The organism is Methylobacterium phyllosphaerae, assembly GCF_001936175.1.
GTDB lineage: Bacteria > Pseudomonadota > Alphaproteobacteria > Rhizobiales > Beijerinckiaceae > Methylobacterium > Methylobacterium fujisawaense.
Genome location: NZ_CP015367.1, coordinates 3,972,654 through 3,996,486, shown reverse-complemented (window position 1 = coordinate 3,996,486; position 23,833 = coordinate 3,972,654). Strand labels below are relative to the sequence as shown.

At 72.0% G+C, this 23,833-nt stretch carries 18 protein-coding genes; 10 read left to right on the top strand and 8 right to left on the bottom strand.

Annotated elements, in window-relative coordinates; all coding sequences use genetic code 11:
• Nucleotides 1-255 precede the first annotated feature (255 nt).
• Both MCBMB27_RS18200 and MCBMB27_RS18195 read left to right on the top strand, forming a co-directional pair.
• Entirely contained in the window at nucleotides 256-1,746 is a 1,491-nt protein-coding gene (locus MCBMB27_RS18200; protein WP_075380991.1) for a sensor histidine kinase, read from the top strand.
• Nucleotides 1,743-2,108 (top strand): response regulator, encoded by a 366-nt coding sequence (locus MCBMB27_RS18195; RefSeq protein WP_075380990.1) that lies wholly within the window; start codon nucleotides 1,743-1,745, stop codon nucleotides 2,106-2,108. The genes MCBMB27_RS18200 and MCBMB27_RS18195 overlap by 4 nt, the downstream gene beginning before the upstream one ends.
• A 191-nt stretch (nucleotides 2,109-2,299) precedes the next feature.
• Here MCBMB27_RS18195 and MCBMB27_RS18190 read toward each other — a convergent pair whose 3' ends face one another.
• Both MCBMB27_RS18190 and MCBMB27_RS18185 read right to left on the bottom strand, forming a co-directional pair.
• Nucleotides 2,300-2,497: a hypothetical protein gene (locus MCBMB27_RS18190; protein ID WP_043348020.1), complete on the bottom strand. Its 198-nt coding sequence runs from the start codon at nucleotides 2,495-2,497 to the stop codon at nucleotides 2,300-2,302.
• A gap of 46 nt (nucleotides 2,498-2,543) precedes the next feature.
• Nucleotides 2,544-6,908, bottom strand: a complete 4,365-nt coding sequence (locus MCBMB27_RS18185; protein WP_236952741.1) for a S8 family peptidase — start codon at nucleotides 6,906-6,908, stop codon at nucleotides 2,544-2,546.
• Between the two features lie 526 nt (nucleotides 6,909-7,434).
• Between MCBMB27_RS18185 and MCBMB27_RS18180 the strand changes: the two genes are divergently transcribed.
• Both MCBMB27_RS18180 and MCBMB27_RS18175 read left to right on the top strand, forming a co-directional pair.
• The gene (locus tag MCBMB27_RS18180) at nucleotides 7,435-8,457 is read left to right on the top strand and encodes a helix-turn-helix domain-containing protein (RefSeq protein ID WP_236952740.1); all 1,023 of its coding nucleotides are present in this window, start codon (nucleotides 7,435-7,437) and stop codon (nucleotides 8,455-8,457) included.
• Between the two features lies 1 nt (nucleotide 8,458).
• Entirely contained in the window at nucleotides 8,459-9,673 is a 1,215-nt protein-coding gene (locus MCBMB27_RS18175) for a transporter substrate-binding domain-containing protein (protein ID WP_075380988.1), read from the top strand.
• Here the strand turns inward: MCBMB27_RS18175 and MCBMB27_RS18170 are convergent.
• From MCBMB27_RS18170 to MCBMB27_RS18145, 6 genes are all read right to left on the bottom strand, one after another.
• Nucleotides 9,661-11,040 carry an LLM class flavin-dependent oxidoreductase gene (locus MCBMB27_RS18170; RefSeq protein ID WP_075380987.1) on the bottom strand — a complete coding sequence of 460 codons (1,380 nt, stop codon included), beginning with the start codon at nucleotides 11,038-11,040 and terminating at the stop codon, nucleotides 9,661-9,663. The genes MCBMB27_RS18175 and MCBMB27_RS18170 overlap by 13 nt on opposite strands.
• A complete protein-coding gene (locus MCBMB27_RS18165) occupies nucleotides 11,040-12,278 on the bottom strand; it encodes an SfnB family sulfur acquisition oxidoreductase (protein ID WP_053610243.1) in 1,239 nt (412 codons plus the stop codon). The genes MCBMB27_RS18170 and MCBMB27_RS18165 overlap by 1 nt, the downstream gene beginning before the upstream one ends.
• A gap of 10 nt (nucleotides 12,279-12,288) precedes the next feature.
• Entirely contained in the window at nucleotides 12,289-13,533 is a 1,245-nt protein-coding gene (locus tag MCBMB27_RS18160) for an SfnB family sulfur acquisition oxidoreductase (protein ID WP_075380986.1), read from the bottom strand.
• 89 nt (nucleotides 13,534-13,622) lie between these two features.
• Entirely contained in the window at nucleotides 13,623-14,276 is a 654-nt protein-coding gene (locus tag MCBMB27_RS18155; protein ID WP_043352323.1) for a methionine ABC transporter permease, read from the bottom strand.
• Nucleotides 14,277-14,366: 90 nt separating this feature from the next.
• A complete protein-coding gene (locus tag MCBMB27_RS18150; RefSeq protein WP_043386625.1) occupies nucleotides 14,367-15,536 on the bottom strand; it encodes a methionine ABC transporter ATP-binding protein in 1,170 nt (389 codons plus the stop codon).
• On the bottom strand, nucleotides 15,536-16,336 hold the full coding sequence (locus MCBMB27_RS18145) for a MetQ/NlpA family ABC transporter substrate-binding protein (RefSeq protein WP_043352335.1): 801 nt from the start codon (nucleotides 16,334-16,336) through the stop codon (nucleotides 15,536-15,538). Before MCBMB27_RS18145 ends, MCBMB27_RS18150 begins: the two co-directional genes overlap by 1 nt.
• 782 nt (nucleotides 16,337-17,118) lie before the next feature.
• Here MCBMB27_RS18145 and MCBMB27_RS18140 point away from each other — a divergent pair.
• From MCBMB27_RS18140 to MCBMB27_RS18115, 6 genes are all read left to right on the top strand, one after another.
• Entirely contained in the window at nucleotides 17,119-18,342 is a 1,224-nt protein-coding gene (locus tag MCBMB27_RS18140; protein WP_075380985.1) for a metallophosphoesterase family protein, read from the top strand.
• A gap of 67 nt (nucleotides 18,343-18,409) precedes the next feature.
• The gene (locus tag MCBMB27_RS18135) at nucleotides 18,410-19,678 is read left to right on the top strand and encodes an arsenic transporter (RefSeq protein WP_043352329.1); all 1,269 of its coding nucleotides are present in this window, start codon (nucleotides 18,410-18,412) and stop codon (nucleotides 19,676-19,678) included.
• Between the two features lie 30 nt (nucleotides 19,679-19,708).
• Nucleotides 19,709-20,644 carry a DMT family transporter gene (locus MCBMB27_RS18130; RefSeq protein WP_075380984.1) on the top strand — a complete coding sequence of 312 codons (936 nt, stop codon included), beginning with the start codon at nucleotides 19,709-19,711 and terminating at the stop codon, nucleotides 20,642-20,644.
• Nucleotides 20,645-20,656: 12 nt separating this feature from the next.
• Entirely contained in the window at nucleotides 20,657-22,054 is a 1,398-nt protein-coding gene (locus MCBMB27_RS18125) for a TAXI family TRAP transporter solute-binding subunit (protein ID WP_075380983.1), read from the top strand.
• A gap of 1 nt (nucleotide 22,055) precedes the next feature.
• Nucleotides 22,056-23,444: an adenylate/guanylate cyclase domain-containing protein gene (locus MCBMB27_RS18120; RefSeq protein ID WP_236952739.1), complete on the top strand. Its 1,389-nt coding sequence runs from the start codon at nucleotides 22,056-22,058 to the stop codon at nucleotides 23,442-23,444.
• 112 nt (nucleotides 23,445-23,556) lie between these two features.
• Nucleotides 23,557-23,796, top strand: coding sequence for a hypothetical protein (locus tag MCBMB27_RS18115; RefSeq protein ID WP_043386634.1), 240 nt, complete (start codon nucleotides 23,557-23,559; stop codon nucleotides 23,794-23,796).
• Nucleotides 23,797-23,833: the final 37 nt, after the last annotated feature.

The window sequence follows — 23,833 nt, the reverse complement described above, 5'->3', positions numbered from 1 at the left end:
TGGAGCGCGCTGTGGCGTGGTGGCGTGAAGACCGATGCGATGTCGCGACATCCGGCTTTCCGGACCCGTCGGATGGTCGCAAGACCCGGAGCCGATGGCCGCTTCGACGATGAGGGCGCCCCTATCAAGCCCCGGGGCTGTGTAGTACCTGGTCGTGATCTGCACGACGGGCCGCCCCCGGGCCGGTCGCGGAACGATCCCCGCTCCAGTCCCGCGGCGCTCGCCCGGGCTGGAGCCTCTTCAGTCGGTCACCGCATGAGCGAGGCCTGCATCTTCTCGGCCGGCTGCAGCGAACTCGCGGACCTGGTCCGGACCTATGATTGGACGCAGACGCCGCTGGGGCCCCTGGCGGATTGGCCCCAGAGCCTGATCTTCACGGTCAGCACCCTGCTGCAATCGCCGGTGCCGATCGTGCTGCTGTGGGGCGAAGACGGCATCATGATCTACAACGATGCCTATTCCGTCTTCGCGGGGGCGCGCCATCCCAAGCTCCTCGGCTCCAAGGTGCGCGAGGGCTGGCCCGAGATCGTCGATTTCAACGACAACGTGATGCGTGTCGGACTGGCCGGCGGGACGCTCTCCTACAAGGACCAGGAACTAACCCTGCACCGCTACGGCCAGCCCGAGCCGGTCTGGATGAACCTCGACTACTCGCCGGTCTTCGGCGCGGATGGTCGGCCCGCCGGGGTCATCGCCATCGTGGTCGAAAGCACCGAGCGGGTGTTGGCCGAGCGCCGCCTGCGGGAGAGCGAGGAGCTGTTCCGCACCCTCGCCCAGGGCATCCCGCAGCTCGTCTGGCGCGCCGCGATCGACGGTGCCTGCATCTGGTCCAGCCCGCAATGGCACGCCTATACGGGTCAGACCGAGGCGACGAGCCGGGGCTGGGGCTGGCTGGACGCGGTCCATGCGGACGATCACGCGGCGGCCGAGACCGCTTGGCGCGAGGCTCCGGTGAGCGGCCACCTCTCCTTCGAGCACCGGCTCCGCAACGCGGCCGAGCAGCGCTTCTGCTGGTTCCAGACCCGGGCCGCCCCGGTCCGCGACGCGCAGGGCCGGATCGTCGAGTGGCTCGGAACCTCGACCGACATCGACGATCTGCGCCAGTTTCAGGAGCGGCAACAGGTCATGGTCGCCGAGCTGCAGCACCGGACCCGGAACCTGCTCGGCGTCGTGCGCTCCATCGCCCAGCAGACGATGGCTCAGACCGGGCCCGGCGAGACGTTCCGGGAGCGCTTCAACGACCGCCTGTCCGCCCTCTCCCGGGTCCAGGGCCTCCTCTCCCGCTCGGATCAGGAGCCGATCACGCTCCGCGCCCTGATCGAGACGGAACTCGCCGCCCTCGACGCTCCGGCCATGCAGGCGCGCATCCGGCTCCACGGCCCCGTGGTGCGGCTGCGCAAGGCGACGGTGCAGACCTTCGCGCTGGCCCTGCACGAACTCGCCACCAACGCGCTGAAATACGGCGCGCTCACCAGCGAGGAGGGGCGCCTGACGGTGACGTGGCGGACCTACCGGGCGGACGATGGCGGCGGCCGGCTGCTGGTGGAATGGGTGGAGGACGGTCTCGTCCTTCGACCGGATTCGGCGGACGCGCCGCCGCGGGGCGGATACGGGCGGGAACTGATCGAGCGCGCCCTCCCCTATGCCCTCAAGGCGACCACCAGCTACGAACTCGGCGACACCGCGCTCTATTGCGCGATCAACATTCCCCTCCCCGACGGAGAAGCCGCAGGCAGCCCCGCATGACCCCGACTCCACGCACGCTGGCCGGCAGGCGGGTCCTGCTGGTCGAGGATGACTACTTCATCGCCATCGATCTCAAATCCGGCTTCGAGGCGGGCGGTGCCGAGGTGCTGGGACCGGTGCCCAGTGTCGGCGAGGCGCTGGCGCTGATCGCCCGCACGGCCGCGATCGACGCCGCGGTGCTCGACATCAACCTGCAGGACGAGCTCGTCTATCCCGTCGCCGACGCGCTGTACGCGCGGGGTGTGCCGTTCCTGTTCGCGACCGGCTACGATCCGGTCGCGGTGCCGTCCCTCCACGGAGCCGTGGCCCTCTGCCAGAAACCTCTCGACCCGCAGATTGTGGCGCGCGCGCTGTTCGGCTGAAGCACCGGGTCCCGCGCCCGCGCCGGACCCGGTTGTCGGAACTTCGGCCAATCGGGCGGGTGTTTCCCGTGAAACATCTCCGCCTGCGCGCCGCTCTGCATCGGAGCGCCGTTACTGTCCCGAACGACACGAGACGGGCTTCGGACGGAGCAGCCATGCATCGGCAGGGGATGGTGGGGCCGCCGTGCGGCTCATCGATCTCCGAAGGCGCGCACGAGGGCCCCGGCGGCCAGCCACAATCCTCTCAGGAGCCATCCGACCAGCCGAACCGCCTGGACCAGCAGCTCGATCCCTTCGAGCAGATCGACCAGCCGCCGCAACCGGCCGGGCCGGCGCGATGCCGGCTCGGCCTCGATCGACGGATCGCCCGATTCTCTGCGGTCCTGCATGCCTCCCTCCGGAGTACGGCGCCGGCCTGCGTGCGGTCGGCGTGCCTCACCATGCGGCCTGGAGGCCTGCGGCGAAGACCTGGGCGGTGGCGCCCGGACGCACGTCGCCGGTGTAGCCCAGGGTCAACCGCACGCCGTCCGCCACCGGCCCGGTCAGGCTCACCCCCAGGACCGCCCCGTCCCGGCCGAGGGCGCTGGTGCGGGCGGCAAACTGCGCCCCGAACAGGCCGGAGCGGACCACCGCGTAAGTGTCGGCCAGCTCGTGCGCCCAATAGGCCCGACCCTCCAGCCGCAGGTCCGGCACGCCCGCGAAGGCCACGCTCGCCACGCGGCCGCCCACGAGGCTGCGCGCCGCGTCGAGATCGGCCACCGCGAATCCCTGGCCGCCCAACCCTTGGCCCCCGAACCCCTGGCCCACCAGGCCGGCCCGCTCGGCCACCCGGCCGCGCGTCAGGCGATCGTAGCTGAACCCCACCTCCGGCACGACCTCGACCGGCAGATTCACGGCCAGCGCGTATCCGGCAAAGCCCGCCACCCCGCCGTTCCAGCCCGAGGCCAGACCGCTCGCCTGCGACACCGCCGTGCCCAAGGCCACCGTCCGGTCGATCCGCCCGTCCGCGTACGACACCCCCGCCGTCCCGCGCAGCACCACCGGCCCCAGACGCGTCTGCGCGTACAGGCTGCCGCCGTAGCTGTCCGTGGTGAACCGGCCGAGCCCCGCCCCCCGCGACGTGCCGGTCTCGCGCAGGTAGCTGAACGCCCCGCCCACCTGCGTCTCCGCCCCGACCTGCCGGTCGACGCCCACGAGCAGGCCGCCCGCGCCGTAACCGGCGCCCGAGGCCGCCCGATCGCCGACCCGGTCGCCGAACCCGTACAGCGCGTCCGCCCAGACCCGGCCCTCGCCCACCGCCAGCGGCTGGTCCGGCACCCCGGCGGCGCCGCGCACCTGCAGCGCCGTGCGGTTCGGGCCCAGGCCCGGATCGCCCGCGCCGAACGCCGCCGTCCCGCCGCCCAGCCCGCGCTGGTGCCGGTCGATCGCGTCGGCGATCAGCCGGCGCGCGGAGAGATCGGTCATCACCGCGTCGCCGTAGCTCTGGCCCGACAGGCTGGCCAGGCCGCCCGGCAGGGTGGCCGGGTTGGCCGCGTAGAGCGGATCGTAGACTCGCGCCCGGGCCGCGTCCGGCCGGGTGCCGGCGGCCGGGCGGGCGACGTCCAGCGCCGCGCCCACGGCCTGGGCGTTGCCGGTCTGGGAGAGGCCCAGCCCGGCGAGGTTGCCGTAGGCCGCCGGCGTGACCACGAGGTCGAGGCCGGTGGCGGCGTAGAGGGCGTCGAAGCGCGTGCCGGCCGGAAGCCCCGTCGTCGGCTGGGCGAGGCCGGTGAACGAGCCCGACAGCCCCCCTTGAGCGGTGAGGACGCCGAAGCGCTGGCCGAGGGCCGGGGTGAAGGCGTTGGTGGCGTTGCCGGTGAGGCCGCGCAGCTCCGGCACGAGGGTGCCCCCCGCCGACACCGTGCCGGTGGCGCCCAGCGCCAGGAGCCGGGCGTAGCTGCCGGCACCCGTGCCGGTGCCGGGTCCGTCGATGTCGAGGCCGAGGCGGCTGCCGGGGGCGAAGGCCACCGGGCCGAGCACCGTGAGGGTGCCAGGGGAGTTGCCCGGCCGCAGGGCGCCGGCCACCGTGACCGGGGCGGCGATCGTGCCGATGCCGCGCAGGGTGCCGGCGGCGGCCACCGTCACGGGCGAGGTCCAGAGGCCGTTGAGCGCGAGCGTGCCGGCCTGGATCGTGGTCGGGCCGGAGAAGCGGCCGGTGCCGGTGAGCGTGAGCGTGCCCGTGCCGGCCTGGGTCAGGCTGGTGGGGCTGGCGGTCTCCAGGATGGCGCCGGCATAGGTGGTGGAGGCCGGGCCGGCGACCGTGAGGGCGCCGTTGCCCAGGACGGCGGAGGCGGGGCCGGACAGGCTCGCCACCGTGAGGGCGCCGCCGCCGAGGTCGAGGGCGCCGGCATTGGTCAGGGTGGTGAGGCCGGCCAGCGGCCCGGTGACCTGGATCAGCCCGGTGTTGGTCAGCGCGCCGTTGAGCTGCCCGGACAGGCGAGCGAGGCCGGTATTGGTCAGGTCGGTGGTGAGGGTGCCGTCGCTGGCGACGAGGCCGGCATTGCCGAAGCCGGCCGGCGCGGTGAGGCTGGCGGTCTGGGCGAGGACGACGATGCCGGCATTGGCGAGCGGCCCGGCGAGGCTGTAGCGGCCGCCTGCGGTGACGGCGAGGGTCGCGCCGGCGGCGTTGGCGAGGGTGCCGTCGCTGGCGACGTTGCCGGAGACGGCGAGCAGCCCGGCGTTGTTCGCGATGGCGCCGTCGATGCGGCCGGCGCTGGCCAGCACGGTGCCGGTGTTGGTCAGGCCGCCCGCGAGGGCGCCGCTGCTGGCGAGGCTGCCGGTGTTGGTCACGCCGCCCGCGATGACGCCGGTGTTCAGGGCTGTGCCGGTGTTGGTCAGCCCGCCCGCGAGGGCGCCGCTGTTGGCCAGGCTGCCGGTGTTGGCCACCCCGCCGGTGATCGTGCCGGTGTTGAGGGCCAGCCCAGCATTGGCGAGGCCGCCCGCGATGGTGCCGCTGTTGCCCAGGACGCCGAGATTGCCGACGCCGCCGGAGACCAGGCCGGCATTGAGGAAGCGCGCCGCGGGGCCGACGCGGACCGGTGCGGCGAGGCTGCCGGTGGCGGTCAGGGTCAGGGTGCCGGCGCCGACCAGGGCGCCGCCGGTGACGGTGTTGGCGGCCGACAGGACGGCGGTGCCGGATCCGGTCTTGACGAGCACGCCCGGCTGGCTGCCGTCGGCGATCGGACCCGCGAAGGTGGACGTGCCGCCGTCGATCTGCAGGGTGCCGGGGCCGGAGAGGGTGAGCGGGCGGGCGGTGGCGAATCCGTCGGCCAGGACCTCGAGGGTGCCGCCGTCGAGGGTCAGGCCGGTGCCGGCGGCGCCGAGGTTGGCGTCGCGGGAGACGGCGAGGGTGCCGCCGTAGACGGCGGTGCCGCCGGCATAGCTGTTGGTGCCGGCGAGTTCGAGGGTGCCGAGCCCGGTCTTGATCAGGCCGCCGACGCCCGAGATGTCGTTGGCGAAGCGGCCGTAATAGGCTTGGCCTTTATAGGTGGTGTTGACCGTCCAGGTCGAGGTGAACTGGCCCGGACCGTCGATCGCCTTGCCGAGGTTGAGCAGGCCCCAGCCGAAGGTGGCGTTCGGGGCGTTGGCCGGTCCGTCGCCGAGGTGGGTGGCGGTGGTGAACATGGTCTGGGCGATCTGCGGCGCCGTCAGGAACGGGAACGCCTGCATCAGCACGGCTGCGGCACCGGAGACGTGCGGCGCTGCCATCGATGTACCATTTTTCAACCCGTATCCGCCGCCCGGAACGGTCGAGTAGATACCCACGCCGGGCGCGGCTATACACCAAGCTGCTGTCAGGCCGCATAGATTGCTGAAAGATCCGATTTGATTGTTTTTGTCAGTTGCGACGACTGAAACGATGTAGCCTGACAAGTCGGAAAAATCGACCTTCGACTGATCGATCGGCCGATTTTGACCATCATTGAGCTGATAGACGCCGCTGTTTGCGTTGCTTGGACGTATGAAAGGATAGAACGCAACGCCGGTCGGATTGACGGCGACTTTTTCCTGATCTTCACGCTCATTGCCAGCCGCAAAGACTAGCAGCATACCTTTGTCTGCGGCACGTTTGAGGGCGCTGTACTCCGCCAGTGCGTCGCCGTATTCGTATGATTGTATTTTCAGCTGAACGTAATAAGGATTAGATATTACATTGCCGTTATCATCGAAAATGAGCTTGGTCGGCAAGGAGGGGCCATAGCTGCCATTGAGAACTCGCGCCCCATTGGCTGCCGCGAAATCAACCGCGGCATTGGCATCGGTCGAGATTTCGTTGAGGCCCAATCTCTGCTTGATAAAATTGGCCTCGGCCGGGCCCATGATCGCATTCAGTGAGAGCAGCGTGCTTTCAAAAGCGACGCCCATCATCTCGCCGCCGGCTGCAGATGCCCCGATCGTTCCTGAAACGTGCGTCCCATGACTGTTGAGGTCGACGAGAAGAGTGCTGCGGATCGCTCCAGGGGGATCGGTGAGCCAAAAGTTCCGAGAGGCAGACGATATCCGCCCAGCAAATTTCGGGTGATTGGGGTCGATGCCGCTATCGACAACTGCCACCGAGACGCCGAGCCCCGTATAGCCATGCGCGTAAGCCGTCGCGGCATTGATCGCGGCGAGCCCCCAATCACCTTGGTAAGCCGACCAGTTCGAGAAATCAGCCGCTGTCAGTCCGAAAGTCGAGGGCGAGCGCGCCGGCACGGTCTGCGCCGCCACAGGTCCCAGAGCCAGCGCGAGCGTGGCGAGCGAGCTGCCGACCAGCAATCCCATCCGGACGGGGCCGCACCGTCGCGTTCCGACGCCCGTGCTCCTGCTCGGATCACAGGATCCGGTCGCATGCTCGACGTCGCTATACTGTTGGACCATCGGACTGACCCCCGTCATGCCTGTCACAGACTTTGCGCGGGGGTTAGAAAATGCGGCTTTAACGAACTATCACATTGCAGCCACACTCTGCGCCGCGCGCAACATTCTGAAACGGGGATCCCCCTTTCTGAGACGGAAGGAACCATCCCACCGGCGCGCAGGTCAGAATCCTCCGATGCTGGGCCCGCTGCGGCCCGGTCGGGCGACACCTGCGTCGAATCGCACGCCGCAGCGACAAACGACAGTGTACAGCTGCTCGGGTCGGCGGGAGATAGGAGGACTGTCTGGGTGGACGCGGCTAACGTGCGGGACGACCCGACCGCGTTGCCACGCGTCACCTTGGGGCAGGCCCTCGTTCTTCATCGGTCGCGCTAACAGCAGGTGTCAGGCTCCACGTATGTCTTCCGAGGAGAGAAACCGGGACCCGGACGTGGCACCCGCCGGCGGCGACGCCCCGGGCGGCGAGGTCGCCTGCCTGCGGTTCGAGCCGCCCGGTGATCCGGAGGCGCTCGGCCGGGCCTGGCAGGACCATCTCGCGCCCATCTTCGACGTGAGCTTCCGCCCGGAGACCGATCTCACCATCCCGATCGCGATGCGCAGCTACCATCTCGGCGACCTGCTGGTCGGCGACGTGGTGGCGCCGGCGCACACCCTCGTGCGGACGCGGGAGATGATCGGCCAGCAGGGCCTCGATCACATCCTGCTGCAGTTCTACCGCCGGGGGCAGAGCCGCGTGGAGACCGATCACGGCACCGGCCCGGTGAACGAGGTCCAGTGCATCGTCTTCGATCTCGCCCAGCCCGTGCGCATCGTCGCGGGCGCGGTCGACGCCACCAACGTCGTGATCCCCCGCGCGCTTCTGGAGAAGCAGGGCTGCCACCCGGACGCCCTGCACGGCCGCCCCCTCGACCATGACGGCGACCCGTTCGGGCGGCTGGTCCACAATTTCGTCGCCAACGTCGTCGCCTGCGGCGACCTCCTCGACCGGCGCGAGGCCCTGGCGGCCTCGACGGCGATCACCCAGCTCTGCGCCAGCTGGCTGCGCGGCCAGGAGGAGGGGCGCCCGTCCCAGAACCAGGACGTCCGGATCCGCGTCCGCCGCCTCGTCGAGGCGGAACTCGGCAACCCGAAGCTGACGCCCGCCCTGGTCGCGGCGCGGCTCGGCCTGTCGCGCTCGACCCTGTACCGCCTGTTCGCCCCCAACGGCATCGTGGCGTATATCCGCGACCGGCGCCTGATGGCGGCGATGCGGATGCTCGTGCGCGACGATGCGTCCAAGCCCCTGCGCATCTCGCAGGTCGCCTTCGCGGTCGGCTTCTCGGACGAGCGGACCTTCCGGCGGGCGTTCAAGCGCCGGTTCGGCTTCATCCCCAGCGATGCGTCCCAGCGCCTGGACGCCCACCCCGACCCCGCGCCCGGGGCCGTCCTGCGCAACTGGATCGAGAGCCTCTGACATGCCGCGCCCGTCCACCGGTCGACGGCGCGCCGTCGCGCCTGCGGGCGTCGTGGCGTTCTGCCTCTGCCTCGCGGCCGCCGTGCCGGTGGCCGCGGACCCTTTGCGCGCCGAGACCCGGGACACGGCTCGGGCGGCATCCGAGGGCGTGTCGGAGGGGCCGTCCCTCGCGCTCCGCACGAACGATCCCGAGACGTGGCGGGTCGCGACGCATCCGGTGCCGCCCCTGGTCATGGAGGCGGAGGGCCGGCTGCGCGGGTTCAGCATCGATCTCTGGAACGCCATCGCCCGGGAGCTGGGCGTCCGGACCGCCTTCGTCCGCGTCGACGACCTGCCGGCGCTGTTCGGGGCGGTCTCGGACGGGCGCGCGGACCTCGCCATCGCGGCGGTGTCGATCACCGCGGAGCGCGAGCGGCGGTTCGACTTCTCGGTCACGATGCTGGAGACCGGCCTGCGCATCGCCGTCCCGGCGGCGCCGGACGCGACCGGCTCGGCCACCGGCCGGGCCCTCCGGGCGCTCCTGAGCGACGCCACCTTCCTGCAGGTCCTCCTGGGGCTCGCCGCCCTCATCCTCGCGGTGGCGGCGCTGATCTGGTGGCTCGAACGCCGCCATCCCGGCGGCATGGCGGCGCGGGCGCGGCCGGCGCACGGCTTCGCCCACGTCCTCTGGTGGGCGCTGAGCAGCCTCGCCGCGCAGGCGGAGGAGATGCCGCGCAGCCCCCTCGCGCGGGCCATCACGGTGGTCTGGCTGTTCACCTGCATCGCCCTGGTGGCGTGGTTCACCGCCGGCCTGACCAGCACGGCGACGGTGGAGCGCCTGCGCGGCGCGATCAACGGCCCGCAGGACCTGCCGGGCAAGCGGGTGGGCACGGTCGCCCACACCACGTCGGTCGCCTATCTGGCGGACCACTTCGCCACGCCGGTGGGGTTCGCGAGCCTGGAGGAGGCCTGCGCGGCCCTGCAGGCCGGCACGGTCGCCGCGGTGGTCTACGATGCCCCCGCCCTGGGCTACTACGCGACGCAGCCCGGCCACGCGCCGCTGCGCCTGATCGGGCCGGCCTTCAACCGGCAGGCCTACGGCATCCTGTTCGCGGCGAACGACCCCCGGCGCAAGCGCGTCAACCAAGCCCTCCTCGGCCTCAGGGAGGATGGCCGCTACGACGAGATCTACAGCCGCTGGTTCGGCTCCGAGAGCGGCGAGGTTCAGGATCGCTGAGGCGCGCCGCGGTGGCGGTGGGCCTCGGCCGGGTGGCGCGCGGGCAGCCGGTCCCCTTGGCCGAAGAGCTTCGCCCGCAGCGAACCCTTGGCATAGGCGGTCTTGTAGAGGCCGCGATCCTGCAGTTCCGGGATCACGAGGTCGATGAAGTCGGAAAAGCTCTCCGGCACGACGATCCGGCTGAGGTTGAAGCCGTCGACCTCGCCCTCCTCGATCCAGGCCTGGAGCTCGTCGGCGATGGCGACCGCGTCGCCGGTGAGCACCGGGTAGCGGCCGCCGAGCTGCAATTCGGCCAGGAGGTCGCGCTTCGTCAGCCCGCGCCTGGCCGCCGCCGCCGTGGCCGACTGGATGGCGTTGCCCGGCGCGTAGGGGATCGCCTCGTCGAGGCCGTAGCGGGCGAAGTCGATCCCCGTGGAGGCGGAGAAATGCGCGAGCCCCGCTTCCGGGCTCGCGTAGGACAGGTATTCGTCCCGCTTGGCCTCGGCCTCCGCCCGGGTCCGGCCGGGGATCACCGCGAGGCCGACGAAGACCTTCACGTCGTCGGGATTGCGGCCGGCCGCGACCGCCTCGGCCCGGATGGCGCGGACGGACTCGCGGGCGGTGGCCGTGTCGCGGGCGGAGATGAACACGCACTCGGCGTGGCGGCCCGCGAAGGCGCGGCCGCGGCCCGAGGCGCCCGCCTGGTAGAGGACGGGCGTGCGCTGGGGCGACGGCTCGGACAGGTGGTAGCCGTCGACCGCGAAGAACTCGCCCCGGTGGGCGACCTTGCGGATATGGGCCGGATCGCTGAACACCCGGGCCGCCCGGTCGCGGCGCACGGCGGCGTCGTCCCAGCTGCCCTCCCAGAGCCGGTAGAGAACCTCCAGATACTCGTCGGCATAGTCGTAGCGCCGGTCGTGTGCCGGCAACGTGCCGCCGCTCTGGGCGCGGTGGGCGCTGTCGAGGTAGCCGGTGACGATGTTCCAGCCGATCCGGCCGCCGGTCAGGTGGTCGAGGGTCGAGAGGCGCCGGGCGAAGGTGTAGGGCGCCTCCTGGTGGACGTTGATCGTCACCCCGAAGCCGAGATGTTCGGTCACCGCCGCCATGGCGGTGATCATCACGGTCGGGTCGTTGACCGGGAGCTGCACGGCCTCCCGGGCGGTCACGTCGATGCCGTCGCCGTAGACGTCGTAGACGCCGATGATGTCGGCGATGAACAGGCCGTCGAACAGGCCGCGCTCCAGGAGCTTCGCCTGGTCGGTCCAGTAGCCCAGCGTGTTGTAGGCCGACGAGCGGTCGCGCGGGTGCGTCCAGAGCCCGTGATTGATGTGGCCCACGCAGGCCATGTTGAAGGCGTTCAACAGGATCTGCTTCTTCTGGGCGGCCATCAGAGCGCTCCGTGCCGGGGCGGCAGCCGGCCGTCGAGGTGGTAGGCGCCGATCCAGTGGTACTTCCAGCGCACCGGATCGTGCAGGGTGTGGGTGCGGACGTTGCGCCAGTAGCGGTCCAGGGCCTCGGCCCGGTCGGTGGCGGAGGTGCCGCCGAGTTCGAGGAGCCTGTTGGACGCCAGCAGCCCGGCCCGGTGGCTCGCAGCCCGGGCCTCCGCCACCGCCACGGAGGCCGCCGCGACGTTGTCCGCATCGGGGGCGTCCTGCGCGGCGTCCACGAAGCGGCCGGCCCGCGTCAGCAGGGCGTCGGCCGCCGCGAGGCGGACCTGGACGTCGCCCAGCGCGTGGAGGGTCAGGGGATCCTCGCTCGCCCGGGTGACGCCGGAATCGATCCAGGGCCGGGCGCGGTCCCGCACGAAGGGCAGCGTCGCCGCGAAGGCGCCTTCGCCGATGCCGAGATCGATCCCGGCGTGCAGGATCTGCGCGAAGGGGCCGATGGCGGTGGGCCGCTCCAGCGAGGCCTGGAACGGCACCACCCAGCCGGGCTCCACGGCGACCCGCTCGAACAGGACCGAGCCCGAGCCGGTGACCCGCTGGCCGAACCCGTCCCAATCGTCCACCAGGGTCACGCCCGGCGCGTCCCGGGGGATGAAGACCAGGTAGGTGGCCGTGCGGCCCGCCTCCTCGGCCTCGACCAGCGTCGGGATGCGGTGGGCATAGAGCGAGCCGGTGCAGTAATACTTGCGGCCCTCGACGAACCAGCCGGCCGGATCGCGCACGAGCCGGGTGCGGCGGGTGTGGTCCCGCGCGCCGATCTCGGCCAGCGCATTGCCGAATCGCTCGCCCGCCAGGACGCGGCCGTAGAGGTCGCGCTTCTGGGCCTCGGTGCCGCCGTTGCGGAGCACCTCCAGGGCGTAGAAATGGTTCTGCGGGATCTGGCCGAGGGACCCGTCCGCCGCGGCGATCCGGGCGATCACCTGCGCGACCGTGGCGCTGTCGAGGCCGGGGCCGCCATAGGCCTTCGGCACCGTGATCGCCCAGAGGCCGGATTCGCTGAAGCGCTCGACCTCGGCGACGGGCAGGCGCCGCTCGAGATCGCGCGCGACCGCGGCCTCCGCGAACGCGGCCGCCAGCGCGTCGGCGATGGCCAGCGCCGCCGCGGCGTCGGCGATCACCGGCACCGGGCGCGGCGGTGCGGGCGCCTGCGTGAAGGCGGTCTCGTGGGGCTGGAGTGGCATGGCCCGATCCTCAGTTCCACTGGTGGCGGGCCGGCAGCACGCCGTTCAGGGCGTGGTTGCCGAGGAGGTGGTACTTCCAGCGCACGGGGTCGTGCAGGGTATGGACCCGGGCATCCCGCCAGAACCGGCCGAGATTGTACCCGTCGCGGGTCGCCGAGGCGCCGGCGAGTTCGAGCAGCCGCTCGGAGGCCTCCAGGGCGACCTCGGTGGTGAGGATCTTCGCCTGCGCCACCGCCACCGAGGCCTCGGCCGCGCTCTGGGCGGTGACGGGGGCCGCGGCGATCCGGTCCAGGGTCCGGCCGGCCCGGGCCAGGACCGCCTCGGCGGCGTGGAGGTCGACCGTGAGCCGTCCGACCTCGCCGAGGATGTGGGGATCCTCCGCGACGGTCTCGGCGGTGAAGGGATAGGGCCGCGTCCGGGTGCGCAGGAAGTCGAGGGCCGCGGCGACTGCGCCCCGGGCGAGGCCGGCATCGATCGCCGCGTGGATCAGCTGGGAGATCGGCCCGAACAGGCCCGGGCGCCCGGCGAGGGGCGCGAGGTCGATCGTCAGATCCGCCTCGACGGGGGCGTTCTCGAAGATCACGCTGCCGCTCGCCGTGGTGCGCTGGCCGAAGCCCTGCCAGTCGTCCACGACCCGCACGCCCGGGGCGTCCCGGCGCACGAAGACCAGGAGCGGTCCTCCGTCGGGGCCGACCGCGCGGGTCGGGATCCAGTGGGCGAAGAGCGCGCCGGTGGAATAGAAGCGGTGGCCGCTCAGGCGCGGGCCCGCCGGCCCGGATGTCAGCCGCGTCTCCACGCGGGTGATCGCCTTGCCGTTGCGGGCGGGGCCGGCATTGCCGATCCGGTGGCCGGCGAGGACGTCGCGGTAGATCCGCGCCTGCTGGGCGGGGCTGGCGGCGACCGCGACCAGCGCCAGGACGCCGAACTGGTTCTGGGGGATCTGCGCCGCCGAGCCGTCGGCGGCGGCCAGGATCGTGAACACCTCGGCCAGCGTCGCGTACGAGACTTCCGCGCCGCCATGGGCCCGCGGCACCGTGAGGCCGCCGAGCCCGCTGTCGGTGAACGCCGCGATCTCCCCCCAGGGCAGGCGCCGGTCGCGGTCGCGCTCGGCCGCGCCCGCCGCGAAGATCCGGGCCACGGCCTGTGCGGCCGCGATCGCCTCGGCGTCGGATCCGATCCGGTGCGGGGGCGACGGCGGCGGGGGCATCGGCTCGGCCGCCCCGTCGGCGACGGATTCGTCCATGTCCAGGCTCATGGGTGCAGGCTCATGGGTGCAGGCTTACGGGTTCAGCCTCAGGGATGCGGCCTCGGGTGCGGGCCGCCTCGTGCCGGGGCGCGGGGCCGTCAGCGGGCCCGGAGCCGCCGCACCGCGGTGTCGCCCGCGAACTGGACCACGCACACGAGGGCGATCAGGATCGCGATCACCACCATCATCACGGTGGTGTCGAAGCGCTGGTAGCCGTACCGGATGGCGACGTCGCCGAGGCCGCCCGCGCCCACCGCCCCGGCCATCGCGGAGGCGCCGATCATCGACACCACCGTGATGGTGAAGCCCGCGACGATCCCCGGCAGCGCCTCGGGCAGGAGCACGTGGGCGAGGATGTGCCGGCGTCGGCAGCCGATGGACTGGGCGGCCTCGATCAGGCCGGCATCCACCTCCCGCAGCGAGACCTCGGCGATCCGGGCGAAGAACGGGGTGGCGCTCACCGCGAGCGGCACGATGGCCGCCCAGACGCCGATGGTGGTGCCGGCCACCAGCCGGGTGAACGGGATCAGCGCCACCAGTAGCACGATGAACGGCACGGCCCGGAAGCCGTTGACCACGGCCCCGACCACCCGGTTGGCCGCCGGTGCCGGGACGATGCCGCCGGGCCCGGAAATGACGAGGAACAGCGCCAGGGGCAGGCCGGCCAGCACGGCGATCCCGGCCGAGACCCCGACCATGAGCCCGGTGTCGAGGAAGGCCTGCCAGAGGCGGTCGATCATCTGCGGGGTCATGCGGGGCTCCGGGTCGGTGGGTTCGAGGGGGAACCGCTTGCGCGGCGGAGTCTCTGCCGGATTCCGCGGGGAAGGCGGCCCATCGTCGCCTCACCCCGCCTCCGCTTCCGGGGCGACGTAGCCGAGCCTCTCGACGGCCCCGCCGAGCGCCCGCAGGCGCGCCTCCACGTCCGGATCCGCGCCCGGGACGGCGACCAGCATCCGGCCGACCGCGTGGCCCTGGATCCGCTCGATGCCGGCCTGGAGCAGGCGCACCGGCGTGCCGGCCGCCACGGCGAGGCCCGAGAGATCCGGCGTCCCCTGCCCGGCCCAGGTGATCCGCAGGATCGCGGATCCGCCGGGTGTCGGCAGCGGCTGCAGCCGGTCCGCCAGATCCGGCGGCAGGCCGCGGGTCAGCGGTTCGAGCAGCGCCTGCGTGGTCGGGTGCTCGGGCGCCCCGAAGACGCGCCAGACCGGCCCGGTCTCGACCACCCGGCCCCGTTCCAGCACCACCACGTCGCTGCAGATCTCGCGGATCACGTGCATCTCGTGGGTGATCAGGATGATGGTGATCCCCAGGCGCCGGTTGATGTCGCGCAGCAGGTCGAGGATCGCCAGCGTGGTTTCCGGGTCGAGGGCGGAGGTCGCCTCGTCGCAGAGCAGGATCTCCGGATCGCTCACGAGGGCCCGGGCAATGCCGACCCGCTGCTTCTGGCCGCCGGAGAGCCGCGACGGGTAGGTGTCGGCCTTGTCCTCCAGGCCGACGAGGCGCAGCGCCTCCGCGACCCGCGGGCCGATCGCGCTTCTGGGGACGCCCGCGACCGTCAGCGGCAGCGCCACGTTCTGCCGGACGGTCTTGGCCGCCAGCAGGTTGAAGTGCTGGAAGATCATGCCGACGCGCCGGCGCAGGGCCACGAGCCCGTCGGTGTCGAGGGCATCGACGGGGGCGCCGTCGACCAGAACCCGGCCGGAGGTGGGCGCCTCCAGCCGGTTGACCATGCGCAGGAGGCTCGACTTGCCCGCCCCCGATCGGCCGATGATGCCGAAGATCGCCCCCGCCGGAATGGCGAGGTCGACGCTGTCGAGCGCGCGGACCGGTCCGGCGGCGGACGGATAGGTCTTGGAGACCGCCTCGAACCGTACCGTGCCGGGCCTCCGGCCGGGCGCTGCGGCCGGACCTGCGGCCGGACCTGGGGCGGTGGCCGCGGCGCCCGGACTCCGCCGTCCGGTCGCGACCGGCGTGCCCGGAGTGTGCAGGCTGTCGAAGACGAGGCCGACCATCAGTTCTGCCACGCCAGCAGGTAGAGCTTGTCGCTGTCGGCGAAGGACTTGCGGATCTGCCGCTTCACGGCGTCCGAATTCTGAAACAGGGTCACGAACTTCCGGATCGCCGGGTCGTCCTTGCGGGACGTCTTGGTGACGAAGCTGACCGTGAACAGCTTGTCCTCGATGCCGGAATAGATCAGCCCGCTGGTCGGGTCGAAGCTTCCGGCCGCCACGATGAAATGCGGATAGCCCTGCGCGAGATCGACATCGCCGGTGATCCGCGCGAGCTGCGGTCCCTCGACCTCGGTGAATCGCAGCTTCTTCGGGTTCTCGACGATGTCGTCGAGGGTGCCGAGGAAGCCGACACCGTCCTTCAGCCTGACCAGCCCGGCCTTCTGGAGGAGCAGCAGGCCGCGGCCCTGGTTCACCGGATCGTTGGCGAGCGCCACCGACCCGCCCACCGGGATCTCGTCGAGGCGCTTATGCTTCAGGGAGTACAGGCCGATATTGGACAGGATCCCCTGCCCGACGATGTCGAACGCGTAGCCCTTCTGCTTGGCCGCGTTCTCCATGAAGGGGCGGTGCTGGAAGAAGTTCACGTCGATGTCGCCGGCATCGAGCGCGACGTTGGGCGTCGTCCAGTCGCTGAACTCGACCACCTTCACGTCGAGGCCCTCCGCCTTGGCCTCCCGGGCCGCCACCGTGACGGCATCGCCGTAGGCCCCGGGCACGACGCCGATCCGGAGGGCCTCTGCCCCGGCGGAGGATGCGCCGAGGCAGAGCGCCGCGACGGCGAGGAGACGCAGGATCTTCATCGGGCAGGACTCCGGCGGGGCAATGATCGGGCAATTCCGGATGTGGAGCCGCGAGACAACGGTCGGCATCCGACGCGCAGGCGCGGGCGATCCATCGATTCGATAGGCACAATCTTGTCCGGATGAGCTTCTTGAGAAAGTCTAGATCAGCTCAACGCGATCCGAAATTCCAAAGATGATCGTTTGGCGACATGAAAGATCTCCGGAAGGCCCGGTCAGGGGGATGCGGATGCTGCGTGCATCCCGTACGGCGCCTCTCGAGCCTCGTCTCGGACGAGACCGGACCAGTGCCCGTCGGATCGGGACCGTACCGGTCATCGAGCACGAACCGTGGCTCATCCAAGACCGCGTTCGTCCGCGAACAGGCCGCGACCGATAGCCCTGGATCCGGGGGATGAGCCTGCGCGGGAGGATTCCGTGCCCCGTTGGGCGGCACCCAGGCGACGCCGGCACAGCCTGGGGACCGCGCCCGACGTCCGCGTCCACGGCCGACGGCGATCCCCGCAGATCTGTCGCGCGAGAAGACATCGAGTGTCTGTTTTCGCGACACTTTCCCGGCTCGACGGCGCGTACGGCCCTGACTCACGAAAATGTAGGCTCCCGCCACCGCGGGCATCATCCCGAATCCGGAACCCGGCCGTGTCCGAAACGTCGGGCCGGTCGCGACCACCGCGGCCGATCCCCGGCCGGGGCGGGCTGGCCTGTCCGGGGAGCATGATGGCGCAGGGGAACGACAGAGCGCGCGCGGCCCACGCGGCCGTGTCCGGCCCCGTGGGCGCGCCATGACCGCAGATCACGGTGTCTTCGCCTTCGCGCATGTCGGCGATCTCCATCTGGAGCGGAGTTCCGACCCCCATGCCGCCGACCTGCGGGCGATCCTCGCGGAGGTGGACGGGCTGCACGGACACGGCCTCCTCGACTTCGCCTACCTCCCGGGCGATCTCGCCGAGGACGGGCGGGCGGAGCAATACGCGGTCCTGCGCGAGGCCCTGCGCCGGCACCCGGACTTGCCGGTGCGCCTGATCGCCGGCGACCACGACCGCCAGCACGGCACGATGACGGATTTCGACGCGCTGTTCGCCGCGGTGGCGGGCAGCCCCCGCGGCGGCGGCCACGCGGCGCGGCGCCACGACCTGCCGCGCCCGCACGACCCGGCCCCCGTCACGCATTACTACTTCGCCGAGACGTTCGCGGGCGTGCGCTGCCTGTTCCTCGACATGGTCAGCCCCGGCTACGGCCGGAAGGGGTTCGGCCTCGACTTCCGGCTCGGCCCCTGCCAGCTCGCCTGGCTCGCCGAGGAGCTGGCCCGGGCCGACGAGGAGGGCCGGCCCTGCGCGGTCTTCACCCACACCTACCCGGACGATCTCTGCGTGCCCGACGAGAAGGCGGCGCTGGCCGGCCTGATCCGCCACCACGGCGTGCGCCTCGTCGAGATGGGCCACACCCACTACAACGAGCTCGCCCCGGACGGGCGCACCCTCTACGCGGCGGCCCGCTCCGTCGGCCAGAACGAGGACGGCTCGGTGGGCTACGCGGTCGCGGCGATCGACGGGCCGGTCACGAGCTGGCGGTTCAAGCCCCTCGACCGGGCGCTGCCCTTCGTGATGATCACGAGCCCCGCCGACCGGCGCCTCGCCACGGCGCCCCTCGCCATGGCGGACGGCCGGATCTCCGTGCGCGCCCTCGTGCTGTCGGACAGGCCGCAGGGCGACTGGTGCTGCTGCGTGCGCGTCGATGACGGGCGGCCCCACGCGATGGTGCCGGACGGGCCGCGCACCGTCCATGCCCGCATTCCCTGGCCGGAGGGCGCCCGCCGCCTCGCGGTCACGGTCACGGACGGCACGGGGCAGGCCGATACCGAGGTGATCGAGCCCGTGGGCCGGAGCTTCGTCCCGCCGCCCGCACCCGATCGCCCCGGCAGCGACGCCACCCGGCTCCCCGCCTGGCCGCAGAAGGGGCTTCGGGGCGACCAGCTCGGCCCGAACCGCAACGGCCGGCCCTGGTAGCCGGACTCACCCGAATCGCTGCACACCGCACCGCACGATCCACTCCACCAGAGGACCACCGGACCCGATGGGCGCGCTGACGCTGACCCCCAATATCGCGACCTGGGCGATCGCCGCGCTCGCCACCCTCGGCGTCATCCTGCGGCCGTTCGCGTGGCCGGAGGCGATCTGGGCCGTGCTCGGCGCTGGCGCCCTCGTGGCCCTCGGCCTGCTCGCCCCCGCCACCGCCTGGGACGGCGTCCTGAAGGGGACCGACGTCTACCTGTTCCTCGTCGGCATGATGCTGATGTCGGAGGTAGCCCGGAAGGAGGGCCTGTTCGACTGGCTCGCCTCGATCGCCGTGCGCGCCGCCAAGGGCTCGGCGACGCGGCTGTTCACCCTGGTCTATCTCGTCGGCACCGTGGTCACGGTGTTCCTGTCGAACGACGCCTGCGCGGTGGTGCTGACGCCCGCCGTCTACGCGGCCACCAAGGCCGCCAAGGTGGAGAACCCCCTCCCCTACCTGTTCATCTGCGCCTTCATCGCCAACGCGGCGAGCTTCGTGCTGCCGATCTCGAACCCGGCGAACCTCGTGGTCTTCGCCGAGCACATGCCGCCGCTGGTGCGCTGGCTCGGCCTGTTCGCCCTGCCCTCGCTGCTGGCCATCGCGACGACCTACGCGGTGCTGCGGCTGACCCAGGCGAAGACCCTGCGCGGGCAGGAGGTCGCCACCGACGTCGAGGCCGTGTCGCTGTCCCGCACCGGCCTCGTGGCGGGGATCGGCATCGTGGCCACCGGCGGCGTGCTGATCGCCGCCTCGGCGCTCGGCCTCGACCTCGGCCTGCCGACCTTCGTGGCCGGGCTCGCCACCACGATCGTCGTGCTGCTGCTCAAGCGCGGCGGCCTCGTCGAGGTGGCCAAGGACGTGTCGTGGAGCGTGCTGCCGTTGGTGGCTGGCCTGTTCGTGCTGGTGGAGGCGCTGGAGAAGACCGGCGTCCTGGCGATGCTGGCGGACCTCCTCAAGGGCTACGCCCACGCCGCTCCGGAGGCCACCGCCTGGGGGGCGGGCGGCCTGGTCGCGGTGCTGTGCAACCTCGTCAACAACCTGCCGGCCGGCCTGATCGCGGGCGCCGCCGTGCAGGCCGCCCACGTTCCCGAGAAGGTCGCGGGCGCGATCCTGATCGGCGTCGATCTCGGGCCGAACCTCTCGGTCACCGGCTCGCTCGCCACGATCCTCTGGCTCACCGCCATCCGCCGCGAGGGCCAGGATGTCGGCGCCTGGACCTTCCTCAAGCTCGGCCTGCTGGTGATGCCGCCGGCCCTCGCGCTGGCGCTCGCCGGCCTGCTCCTCGTCTGATCCCTTCCCGGAAACCCAAGGTCCGCGCCCGTGACGGCAGCCCTCCTCTATCCCTTCATCCTGGTGGCGGGCGCGCTGCAGGCGATCGGCAACGCCATGAACGCGCAGCTGCGGGGCCGCATGGTCAATCCGTGGCTCGCCGCGACGGTGTCGTTCCTGCCGATCGTCTTCGTGTTCACGACCCTGTTCTTCACGATGCCGACGCCGCTGCCGAGCCTCGACAGCTTGAGCAAGATGCCCTGGTACGCACCCCTCGGCGGCCTGGCCGGCGCGGTGGCGGTGTTCGGGGGGCTGGCTTTCATCGACAAGGTCGGCGCCGGGCCGTTCAACGGCCTGACCCTCACCGCCAACATCCTCACCTCCCTGGCGATGGACGCGCTCGGCCTGTTCGGCCTGCAGGCCGCGGGCTTCAAGCCGATGCCCTGGCTCGGCGGCCTGCTGATGGCCGTGGGCGTGATCTTCATCGCGCGCTCGGGGGGCAGGAGCGACGGCGGCGAGGGCCACGGCGAGGGGCACGGGATGTCGGGCAAGCTGCTCTACCCGTTCATCCTCGTGGCCGGCGCCCTGATGGCGATCGGCGTGGTCTGGAACGCGCAGCTCCGCGGCGCCCTGGAGAACCCCTGGCTCGCCGCCACGGTGTCGTTCGTGCCCGTGGTGTTCGTGTTCGCCCTGATGTTCCTGCTGCGGCCGTCGCCGCTGCCGACCCGGGACGACATCGCGGGCGTTCGCTGGTGGATGCCGCTCGCCGGGATCACCGGGGCGGTGGCGGTGTTCGCCGGGCTGCTCTTCGTCGACAAGGTCGGGGCCGGGGCGTTCAACGGCCTGCTGATCACCGCCAACCTCCTGACCTCGGTGGCCCTGGACCATTTCGGCTGGTTCGGCATGAAGCAGGTCAAGGCCGGCCCGCCGCGCCTGATCGGCGCCGCCGTGATGGTGGCCGGCATCGTGCTGATCTCGCTGTTCTGAGCATCCGGACCGATGTGGAGCCTGCCCGCCTGGTTGCTGCGCCGGGAAATGCTTCTCCTGGCGGGCGCCGCCCTCCTGGGCGCGGGCGGGATCGCGGCGTGGGTCCTGCTCCAGGCGACGGTCCTGACCATCGCGGTCGCGCCCCGCGACGGCACCGAGCCCGGCCTGATCAAGGCCTACGCGGACGCGCTCGAGGCCGCCCACGAGAATGTCCGCCTGAAGATCCTGTCCTTCGACGACGTGCGCGAGAGCGCCGCCGCCCTGCAGGACGGCCGGGCCGACCTCGCGGTGGTCCGCCCCGACGTGCTGCTGCCGACGAACGGGCTGACCCTGGCGATCCTGCGCGACCAGGCGATGGTCATCGCCTCGCCCGAGCAGGCCGGGATCACGAGCTTCCCGAAGCTCGCCGGCAAGCGTCTCGGCATCGCGGCGCACCGGGACGCCGATCTCTGGCTGCTCCGGAATCTCCTCGGCTATTACGGCCTCACCCTGGAGGAGGCCGCCGGCCCGGCCCGGGACTCGACGGTCCTGCTGGTCCCGGTCGATCAGGAGGCGGTGGCCGGCGCCTTCCGCGAGAGGCGGATCGACGCCTTCGTCAGCATCATCGCCCCCTCGGCGCCCAAGGCGCTGGCCCTGGTCTCGGCCGTGCAGGGCGTCGCCCGCGGAGGCAAGGTGGCGTTCGTCGCCGTTGAGGATGACGGCGCCGTGATCGAGCGCTTCCCGCGGCTCCAGGCGGTCACCGTCCCGGGCGGCCTGTTCGGCGGCCGCCCGAAGCTGCCGGCCGACGACGTGAAGACGGTGGGCGCCTCGTACCGGCTGATGGCCCGGGCCTCCCTGAGCCGCGTGGTGGCGGCCGACGTGACCCAGCAGCTCTTCGAGAAGCGCAGCGCCGCTGCGCTTTCCACCGACGCCGCCGAGTACGTCCAGGCCCCGGCCTACGACACCACCGTGGCCGCCACCAGCGCCCGGATCCCGATCCATCCCGGCGCGATCGACTATTACGAGCGCGACCAGCACGGCTTCATCGAGCGCTACGGCGACACCCTCTACCTCTTGGGCGCGCTGGCGGGCGGCCTCGTCTCGGTGCTCGCCTGGATCCGGAAGCGCCTCGCCAGCCTGCGCCGGGAGCGCATCGACGAGATCATGGACCGGCTTCTGGAGATCGCCGGGCAGGCCCGGGCGCTGCGCGACCCGGCGGCGATCGAGGCGCTCACCGTCGAGGTGGACGCGCTGGCCATGGACGTGGTGCGCTACGCCCGGGAGCGGGAGCCGGACACCCGGATCCTGTCGGCGGCGTCCGTCGCCATCGACACGGCGCGGGCGACCATCGCGGATTGCCGGACGCAGGCGGTCGAGGGCGGGGGGCGGATCGGGCGGTCCGTCCGGCTGCACGGCGCGGGCGGGGCCTGACATGTCCGGTCCCGCCACCGTGCCCGCGCCGGACGTCGCCTCCGTCCGGGACCGCGTCGAGGCGCGGGTGCAGCGATCCCTGCGCTCGCGCACCGTGACCTGGATGACGGTGGGCTTCGCCACGATCCTGGTGATGACCGCCATCGCGCTCGGCGCCTTCGTCTACCAGCAGCGCGGCATCGACGCCGTGCGCCACACCGTGGCGGTGGACGGCCGCCTCGCCCGGGTGCTGTCGGCGGTGCAGGACGCCGAGACCGGCCAGCGCGGCTACCTGCTCACCGGCGACGAGGCCTTCCTGCTGCCCTTCACCGAGGGCCGGCTGAACGTCGACCGCCAGCTTGATTGGCTGCGCGACCTCGTCCAGGATGACGCCGACCAGAGGGCCGAACTCGACACCCTGGCCGCCCTGATCCGCGAGAAGCTCGACGAACTCGGTGCCAGCGTCGCCCTGATGCGCGGCGGCGACAGCGCCGCGGCCTACACCTCGGTGGCGGACGGACGCGGCAAGCAGGTGATGGACGCGATCCGCGACCGCGTGCGCCGCATGGAGACGTACGAGGCGGACAGGATGGAGCGGCGGCAGGCGACGGTGTCCCGGATCGCCCTCGCCCTCTGGATCATGGTCGGTGCCCTCGCCGTCCTGTTCGTGCTGTTCGCCGTCTCGGCCCTGCGGGAGGCGACCCGCCGCAACCGGCTGTCGCGGTTCCTGCCGCAGGAGCTGGTCCTGCGGCTCGCCGACGGCGACGGGAGCCTGAAGGCCGGCCGCCGCCAGCAGGCCGCCATCGTGTTCGTCGACATGCGCGGCTCGACCACCCTGGCCGAGAACCTGGATCCGCACCGGCTCTCCGAGTTCCTGTCCGCCTTCCGGCGGCGGGTTACGCGCCTCGCCCGCCTCCGAGGCGGGGTGGTCGACAAGTTCATCGGCGACGGTGCCCTGGTGGTGTTCGGCCTGCCCGAGCCCAGGTCAGACGATGCCGCCCGTGCCCTCGCCTTCGCCCAGGATCTCGTCGCGGTGATCGCCCGCTGGACCGACAGAGCCGGGCCCACGGGGACCGTGCGCATCGGCGTGGGCGTCCATTACGGCGAGGTGTTCTGCGGGATCATCGGCGAGGAGGCGCGCTACGAGTTCACGGTGCTGGGCGATGCGGTCAACGTCGCCGCCCGCCTGGAACAGGCGACCAAGCTCCACGGTGTCCCGATCCTGGTCTCCGAGGCCGCGCGGCGCGCCGCCGGGGCCCCGGTCGAGGCGTGGCGCGAGGTCAGCCGCGAGCCCCTGCGGGGACGCCGGGAGCGCATGGCCTATCATACCCCCGCCGGCCCGGGGCCGGCCGCGCCGGCGCCCTGTGGAGACGAAGATGTGCCGCTTCCGGCGGCAGGAACGGCGGTCTGAGAAGAACCTGTCTGCCGCCGATGGCGGATAGAGAACAAGCATCTCCCCGGACAGAGAAATACGAAAGACGCGTCCATTGCGAAGGGACAGGCCGAGCGCGACATTCGCCATCATGCGCAGCGCCTCCGAAAACCAGTCGCCGGCCTTCGATCCGTTCGGCGAGCCCGTCGCCGACGGCGTCGCCCGCGCCTGCCCGGCCACAGCGGCCGGCGACCGCACGGCCCGTCGCGTCGGCGGTGCGGTGTTCTGGACGCTGGCCCTGGCGATCCTAGCCGGTCGCGTCTACGCGTACGATCTTCCGGCCGTTCAGGCCGTCGCCACGCACGCCGCACAGGCCCTCGCCCTGCGCTGACAACCCGGATCGGGTTTCCGGCCCGGGCGTCGTTCCA

What these genes read in the sequence shown, in the direction of transcription:
- MCBMB27_RS18200 (WP_075380991.1), top strand. Translation starts at nt 256, where the DNA reads ATGAGCGAGGCCTGCATCTTCTCGGCCGGCTGCAGCGAACTCGCGGAC.
- MCBMB27_RS18195 (WP_075380990.1), top strand. Translation starts at nt 1,743, where the DNA reads ATGACCCCGACTCCACGCACGCTGGCCGGCAGGCGGGTCCTGCTGGTC.
- MCBMB27_RS18190 (WP_043348020.1), bottom strand. Translation starts at nt 2,497, where the DNA reads ATGCAGGACCGCAGAGAATCGGGCGATCCGTCGATCGAGGCCGAGCCG.
- MCBMB27_RS18185 (WP_236952741.1), bottom strand. Translation starts at nt 6,908, where the DNA reads ATGGGATTGCTGGTCGGCAGCTCGCTCGCCACGCTCGCGCTGGCTCTG.
- MCBMB27_RS18175 (WP_075380988.1), top strand. Translation starts at nt 8,459, where the DNA reads ATGCCGCGCCCGTCCACCGGTCGACGGCGCGCCGTCGCGCCTGCGGGC.
- MCBMB27_RS18170 (WP_075380987.1), bottom strand. Translation starts at nt 11,040, where the DNA reads ATGGCCGCCCAGAAGAAGCAGATCCTGTTGAACGCCTTCAACATGGCC.
- MCBMB27_RS18165 (WP_053610243.1), bottom strand. Translation starts at nt 12,278, where the DNA reads ATGCCACTCCAGCCCCACGAGACCGCCTTCACGCAGGCGCCCGCACCG.
- MCBMB27_RS18160 (WP_075380986.1), bottom strand. Translation starts at nt 13,533, where the DNA reads ATGAGCCTGGACATGGACGAATCCGTCGCCGACGGGGCGGCCGAGCCG.
- MCBMB27_RS18155 (WP_043352323.1), bottom strand. Translation starts at nt 14,276, where the DNA reads ATGACCCCGCAGATGATCGACCGCCTCTGGCAGGCCTTCCTCGACACC.
- MCBMB27_RS18150 (WP_043386625.1), bottom strand. Translation starts at nt 15,536, where the DNA reads ATGGTCGGCCTCGTCTTCGACAGCCTGCACACTCCGGGCACGCCGGTC.
- MCBMB27_RS18145 (WP_043352335.1), bottom strand. Translation starts at nt 16,336, where the DNA reads ATGAAGATCCTGCGTCTCCTCGCCGTCGCGGCGCTCTGCCTCGGCGCA.
- MCBMB27_RS18140 (WP_075380985.1), top strand. Translation starts at nt 17,119, where the DNA reads ATGACCGCAGATCACGGTGTCTTCGCCTTCGCGCATGTCGGCGATCTC.
- MCBMB27_RS18135 (WP_043352329.1), top strand. Translation starts at nt 18,410, where the DNA reads ATGGGCGCGCTGACGCTGACCCCCAATATCGCGACCTGGGCGATCGCC.
- MCBMB27_RS18125 (WP_075380983.1), top strand. Translation starts at nt 20,657, where the DNA reads ATGTGGAGCCTGCCCGCCTGGTTGCTGCGCCGGGAAATGCTTCTCCTG.
- MCBMB27_RS18120 (WP_236952739.1), top strand. Translation starts at nt 22,056, where the DNA reads ATGTCCGGTCCCGCCACCGTGCCCGCGCCGGACGTCGCCTCCGTCCGG.
- MCBMB27_RS18115 (WP_043386634.1), top strand. Translation starts at nt 23,557, where the DNA reads ATGCGCAGCGCCTCCGAAAACCAGTCGCCGGCCTTCGATCCGTTCGGC.